Below are 382 nucleotides of genomic sequence, written 5' to 3'. Positions count from 1 at the left end.
GCGTTAAACGTTTTCATGTTTAACGCTAATTTCACTGTTTTAGCTTTTGTATATCGCAAAAGAGTATGGCGCTAGAGACTCGTTTAGCTCTTCTCCGAGTATCAACTCCGCTGACTGAAGTTCAGGAAGATTAGGTGCCGATACCCTTGCAGGGCTTAGGTTCACAATCACTGAATAGGTGCAGTTATCACCCTCACGTTGGTATGCAATAAGCGCATCCTCTGTATCGTACAGCGATGTCTCTCCTGTTTTTAGCGTCTCAGAGCTGAGGCGCAATTCAATCAACTGTTGGTAGAAGTGCAATATAGACTCAGCATCCTGCTGCTGAGCTTTTACGTTTATGGTGTTCTTGTTCTCATTAACCTTCAGCCAAGGCATAGTT

General features: G+C 44.0%; 1 protein-coding gene. It reads right to left on the bottom strand.

What is annotated here, in order from left to right:
* Positions 1-39 precede the first annotated feature (39 nt).
* A partial coding sequence (locus AB4585_RS29645) for a DUF3459 domain-containing protein (RefSeq protein ID WP_372172424.1) occupies positions 40-382 on the bottom strand: 343 nt, incomplete at its 5' end.

It is taken from the genome of Vibrio sp. 10N.222.49.C9 (genome assembly GCF_041474985.1).
Classification (GTDB): domain Bacteria; phylum Pseudomonadota; class Gammaproteobacteria; order Enterobacterales; family Vibrionaceae; genus Vibrio; species Vibrio crassostreae_C.
Note: the sequence above shows the minus strand (reverse complement) of the source record. Positions and strands in the feature narration are given on the sequence as shown.